We start from the raw sequence: 5,264 nt of genomic DNA, 5'->3' as shown, positions 1-5,264 counted from the left end.
GATGATCACCAAGCTGGAAGATCTGTGCGAGGGCTCGTTCAACGGCAAGGTCATCGCCATTCTGGGCGTGACGTTCAAACCCGACACCGATGATATGCGTGACGCCCCTGCCCTAACAATCGTTCCCGCTCTGGTTGGCGGCGGCGCCAAAGTGCGTGTGTGCGATCCGCAAGGACAACACGAGGGCGAAGCGCTGCTGCCAGGTGTCCACTGGGTCGATGACCCCTATAAAGCGGCCCACAACGCCGATTTGGTCGTCGTGCTGACCGAGTGGAACGAGTTTCGGGCACTCAACCTCAAGAAACTGGCGCGCAAGATGGCAACGCCGCATATGGCCGATCTGCGCAACGTCTATTCCGTCAAGGACGCCAAGCGCGCAGGCTTTGAGGCCTACACCAGCATCGGGCGCGCGGGCTTTCAAAAGGACAATTAAAGAAATAATTCCAGACCATTCGAGACCCGCATCTTCGCGTTAGCATCAACCTAACGGGCCCGCTGATACAACAATAAAATTACCATATAAGCTTGCACTGCAACAGCTGATTGCAAAATTGAATCCGTCAGGCAATTTAACGCCAGCACAGCGCCAAGGCCTATAAAGGCAGGAAATTTATCCCGAAATACGTTGCGGCGCAAAAAATACAAAACCGGTAGTTGAAGGATCACTCCTGAGATTAGGGCAAGCGGCCCCCCAGCAATCAAATATGATAAATAACTTTGATGCGCCCGCAGCCAACGCGTCCAACCGATCTCGTTCTGGATCAGAATACGTTCATTAATATTGCCCGCCCCCCAAGGCATTTGTTCGGAAATAACAGCCAACGAGGCATCCCAGAGCACCAAGCGCGGGAAACGCGTGCGCAACTCTTCCCTGGAGACTTCAAGATCGAACAGCATTCCTAAACGGTGAGATAGCAGAGCCCCTGCCAAACGGTCTGCCAGCCACATGACACTGATCCCGGCTACAAGAATTAGCCCTCCCCAAAGCAGCGCTTTGGTGCGGTGACGGGGCGGGGAAATTGCGATCAAGTAAGCCCCCAATAACAGTCCTGAAAAAAGCCAAGCCAGCATCACCAAGCGCGCACCAGCATAAAGGGCCATTAACCCCGCCATGATGAAAAGCGCTACCCGCAGCGCTTTATGAGCACGGCTCATCTCGGCAAACCAAGTAAAGCTACACAGAGTCAGAATTAGGAACCACAAGGGGGGCACCAGCGGATTGGGCGTTGCAATATGAATACGCGGTCCCTGCAGACCCGAGATGAAAATCACAGTGGCGATTGCGAATGTGATGCACAGCCCTACCGGCAACCAGCCAATCAGCGCCGCCTTAAGGCGCGTAGGCTCCTGGTAGGCCAGAAATAATGCAAGCAAAAGCAATGCAAGCAAGCTCACAACCCAGGATTCGATTGCGACAGAACGATAGTGATCAGGCGTTCCCGGCAAGGCGGTAAACACAATCGAATTCACCAAAAAGAAAAGAAAAAACTGGCCCAGGGCGAGATGCGTCCAATTCAACTGCACTTTCACCATAGACCAGCTTATCTGCCGTCTATTCAACACAAGCCAACCAAGAATGATCAGTAAAATAACCTGTAGCGAAGTTAAAAAAATCGCCGGGAACAGCCCTAAAACTGCTGTAAAAAAAGCAAGCATGTTGCGCCTCAATAAACGTGCCGTTGCCGTACACGAAGCACGGGGAAAAAAACAGCACTTCTTCACCTCTGTGCTATCTCATGTAACAGATGAAGCCATATACAAACTTTAACGGGAACGCTGCCCACAGGTCTTGGCAAGAAATACTAATATTCGCTTACTGCCCCGCACGGCGCAGTAGGATTGTGGCAAGAGAAATGAAGCACCGTCAGGGCAATCAATTCCCCTGCCGAAAGCCAACTCATGTCCCAAACCACCCCCCGCCTGACGCTGCCTTTCATTCAGCCTGCACAGGCCCAAAAACACGTCACCCATAACGAAGCGGTGCGCGCGCTTGATATGCTGGTGCAGCTCTCCTTTGAGGATGATGCACTTGCTAGCCCCCCTGCCGCGCCAAGCGAAGGGGATTGCTATATCGTGGCCAGCGGCGGCTCTGGTGCCTGGAGCGCGCAGGACGGCAATATTGCCGCCTTTCTTGATGGGCTCTGGCAGTTTCACACGCCGCGCGCCGGTTGGCGCGGCTATGTGCTGGCGCGCGGGGCCATGGTGGTCTTTGACGGCACCGACTGGGGCGAAATTTCCCCAAGCACCCTGCAAGGTGCCAGCCTTATTGGCCTTGCTATGCAGGCCGATGCCGCAACGCCTTTCGCTGCGAAACTCAACGCCGCCCTCTGGAGCGCGCTTTATAGCGGCGATGGTGGCACGGGCAGCCTGATACAGACCCTGAACAAGGAAACCACGGGGGATGATGCAGGCTTTGTATTGCAGGAAGATTTCCAGACGCGCGCGCTGTTTGGCCTATTCGGGGACAACCGTCTGCGCCTGTCTGTGACCCCTGATGGCAGCACTTTCAACGACGCGCTTAGCATTGATCCCGCCACCGCCATTGCCGATCAGCCACGCCTGCCCCGTTTCAAGGCCTCCACCAATTTCGACAATTTCCTTGCCCAGGAGGTCTGGACGACCGTTGCGATCAATACCGTCGAAGCCAACGATCAGGGCTGCTTTAACGCGGCCACAAACCTCTTTACCGCCCCTGTCGATGGCACCTATCTGCTGGGCGGCACGCTGCATTACAAAATGCACCTGTCCAATGCGCATATGAGCATCCGTCTTCTCAAGAACGCCGTCGATGAGGTTCCCGGCTCGCGCGGGCGGACGGGCGGCACCCATTTCGATCTGTCCAATTCGATCTGGAGCCAGACGCTGGTGCCGCTCACCGCAGGCGATACCGTGGCCCTGCAAGGGCGGATGGAGAACAACGATGCCTATCTTGCCGCGGACAACACGGTCTTCTGGGGCTGCAAGATCGGCTGAATTGTTTCGCGCGCGAAACATTTGCGCGCGCGCCCCAGACTTGCGTTTCGATCTGCTGCGCGCCATAGCTTGCGCCAAACAGCGCAGCAGAAGGCATCCAAAATGAGCAGCCCCATCCTTGTCACCGGCAGCGCCGGATTTATCGGATATCACCTGTGCCAGCGACTGCTTGCGGACGGCTTTGAGGTGATCGGCCTGGATGCGATGACCGATTACTATGACGTATCCCTGAAAACCCGCCGCCACGCGTTGCTAGAGACACACAAGGGTTTCACCCCCGTGATTGAGCGCCTCGAAACCCCCGGCGCGATGGAGGCCCTGCTCGGCGCCCATAAGCCTGCCATGATCGTGCATCTCGCCGCGCAGGCGGGTGTGCGTTCTTCCATTGATGCGCCGCGCAGCTATGTGGACAGCAACATCTCCGGCACCTTTGAATTGCTAGAGGCCGCGCGCCATCACACGCCCGCGCATTTGCTGATTGCCTCTACCTCGTCGGTTTACGGTGCCAATACCGAAATGCCCTATTGCGAAACGCATAAAGTCGATACGCAAATGTCGTTTTATGCAGCAACCAAAAAAGCCACCGAAGCAATGGCGCAGACCTATGCCCATCTTTACAATATCCCCACCACCATGTTCCGCTTCTTTACCGTTTACGGCCCATGGGGGCGCCCTGATATGGCGCTGTTCAAATTCACCGATGCCATTTTGAATGATCGCGCAATTGATGTGTATAATCACGGCGATATGCTGCGTGATTTCACCTATGTCACCGATCTGGTCGATGGCGTGCGCCGCCTGATGGATGCTATTCCGGGCAAATCCCCTGTAAGCGCGGCAGACAGCCTCTCGCCCATTGCGCCCTGGCGTGCGGTAAATATCGGGAACGGTGCGCCGACCCGTTTGAGCGATTTTATTCTGGCGCTGGAAGAGGTTCTTGGCAAAACCGCGAAAAAGAATATGTTGGATATACAGCCTGGCGACATGCCATCGACCTGGGCGGATGCAACGCTCCTTCGTGACCTGATCGGCCCGATGAACCAGACCGAATTAAAGGATGGTGTGGCGAGTTTTGTGAACTGGTACAACGCTGAGTATGCATAACGCGGCTAAAGTTTGCCCACCGTTAACAATTTGCTTTCATATTTCGTGAAAAGGGTATTCTAGGCTGCATCATTTATTCATGGGGATGAGAAAATGGATCTGAATACACTTTCGCTCAAAGAGCTTAAAAAACTCCGTAAAGACGTCGATAAAACAATTGCCGATTTCGAGAACCGTAAAAAGCGCGAAGCGCTGGCGGAACTGGAAAAGAAGGCCGCTGAAATGGGATTTTCTTTGTCTGAACTTGCCAATGTCGGCAAAGTCAAAAAAGTCAGCCCGCCCAAATATCGCAATCCTGCCGATCCCGATCAAACGTGGACCGGCCGCGGCCGAATTCCGCAGTGGATCAAAGATATCGAAGCTGCTGGCGGATCCCGCGACGACGCCTTGATCTAGAAACACCGCAAGCGGCGGCTATGTGCGCGCGTAGACATCCTCATAGCGGATGATGTCATCCTCGCCCAGATAGCTGCCGGTTTGCACTTCGATCAGGGTCATATTCACCTTGCCGCGGTTTTCCATCCGGTGGATCGCGCCAAGGGGAATGAAAACCGACTGGTTTTCGGTGACCATCTTCACATCGTCATCAATCGTGACATGGGCCGTGCCCTCGACCACGATCCAGTGCTCGGCGCGGTGCACATGGCTTTGCAGGCTAAGTTGCCCGCCGGGGGTAACCACAATGCGTTTCACCTGAAAGCGTGGCCCCATGGCCAGTGAATCAAACCAGCCCCAAGGGCGGTGATCGCGGGTGAACTGGTTTGCTTGCTTGGCGCCCTTTTCTTGCAAGGCGGCGACGGCGGCTTTGACATCCTGCACCCGCGAGCGATCCGCGACGAGCACCGCATCGGGCATGGCAACGGCGATGATATTCTCAAGGCCGATACCGACCAGTTCCTGCCCTTGCGTGCTGGACCAAAGCAGACTGCCCTCGCAATCCACCGAGGTCGCCGCACCGACAAGCGCCGTGCCCTGTGCGTCCTTGTCGGCGATGCGCCGCAACGCTTCCCAATCGCCCAGATCGGACCAGCCCTTGGAAAACGGCATGACGTGCAGGTTGTCGGCCTTTTCCATGATCGCATAATCCAGCGAAATCTTTTCGATCTGCCCGAAGGCCGCCCCGTCCAGACGGCGAAAGCCAAGGTCCTGTTCGGCCCCGTCCAATGCAGCTTGGGCAGGGGCGATCA

Annotated in this window: 6 protein-coding genes; 4 read left to right on the top strand and 2 right to left on the bottom strand. The window is 55.7% G+C overall.

The features are described from left to right. Positions 1-433 (top strand): UDP binding domain-containing protein (locus tag WBC85_RS01735; RefSeq protein ID WP_424432960.1); only part of this gene is annotated, 433 nt, incomplete at its 5' end. A 50-nt stretch (positions 434-483) separates the two neighbouring features. Here WBC85_RS01735 and WBC85_RS01730 read toward each other — a convergent pair. Next, complete coding sequence (locus tag WBC85_RS01730) at positions 484-1,656, bottom strand: hypothetical protein (RefSeq protein WP_424432959.1); 1,173 nt, start codon at positions 1,654-1,656, stop codon at positions 484-486. 243 nt (positions 1,657-1,899) lie between these two features. On the opposite strand from WBC85_RS01730, the gene WBC85_RS01725 reads away from it, so the two are divergent. From WBC85_RS01725 to WBC85_RS01715, 3 genes are all read left to right on the top strand, one after another. After that, the gene (locus WBC85_RS01725) at positions 1,900-2,973 is read left to right on the top strand and encodes a DUF2793 domain-containing protein (RefSeq protein WP_424432958.1); all 1,074 of its coding nucleotides are present in this window, start codon (positions 1,900-1,902) and stop codon (positions 2,971-2,973) included. A gap of 102 nt (positions 2,974-3,075) precedes the next feature. After that, positions 3,076-4,077, top strand: a complete 1,002-nt coding sequence (locus WBC85_RS01720; RefSeq protein ID WP_424432957.1) for an NAD-dependent epimerase/dehydratase family protein — start codon at positions 3,076-3,078, stop codon at positions 4,075-4,077. 93 nt (positions 4,078-4,170) lie between these two features. Then, a complete protein-coding gene (locus tag WBC85_RS01715) occupies positions 4,171-4,473 on the top strand; it encodes an H-NS family nucleoid-associated regulatory protein (RefSeq protein ID WP_424432956.1) in 303 nt (100 codons plus the stop codon). An 18-nt stretch (positions 4,474-4,491) separates the two neighbouring features. Here WBC85_RS01715 and WBC85_RS01710 read toward each other — a convergent pair. Next, a partial coding sequence (locus WBC85_RS01710) for a cupin domain-containing protein (protein ID WP_424432955.1) occupies positions 4,492-5,264 on the bottom strand: 773 nt, incomplete at its 5' end.

It is taken from the genome of Planktotalea sp. (assembly GCF_049680325.1).
GTDB lineage: Bacteria > Pseudomonadota > Alphaproteobacteria > Rhodobacterales > Rhodobacteraceae > Planktotalea.
The sequence above is the reverse complement of the archived record's forward strand: the minus strand, read 5'-3'. Positions and strand labels throughout refer to the sequence as shown.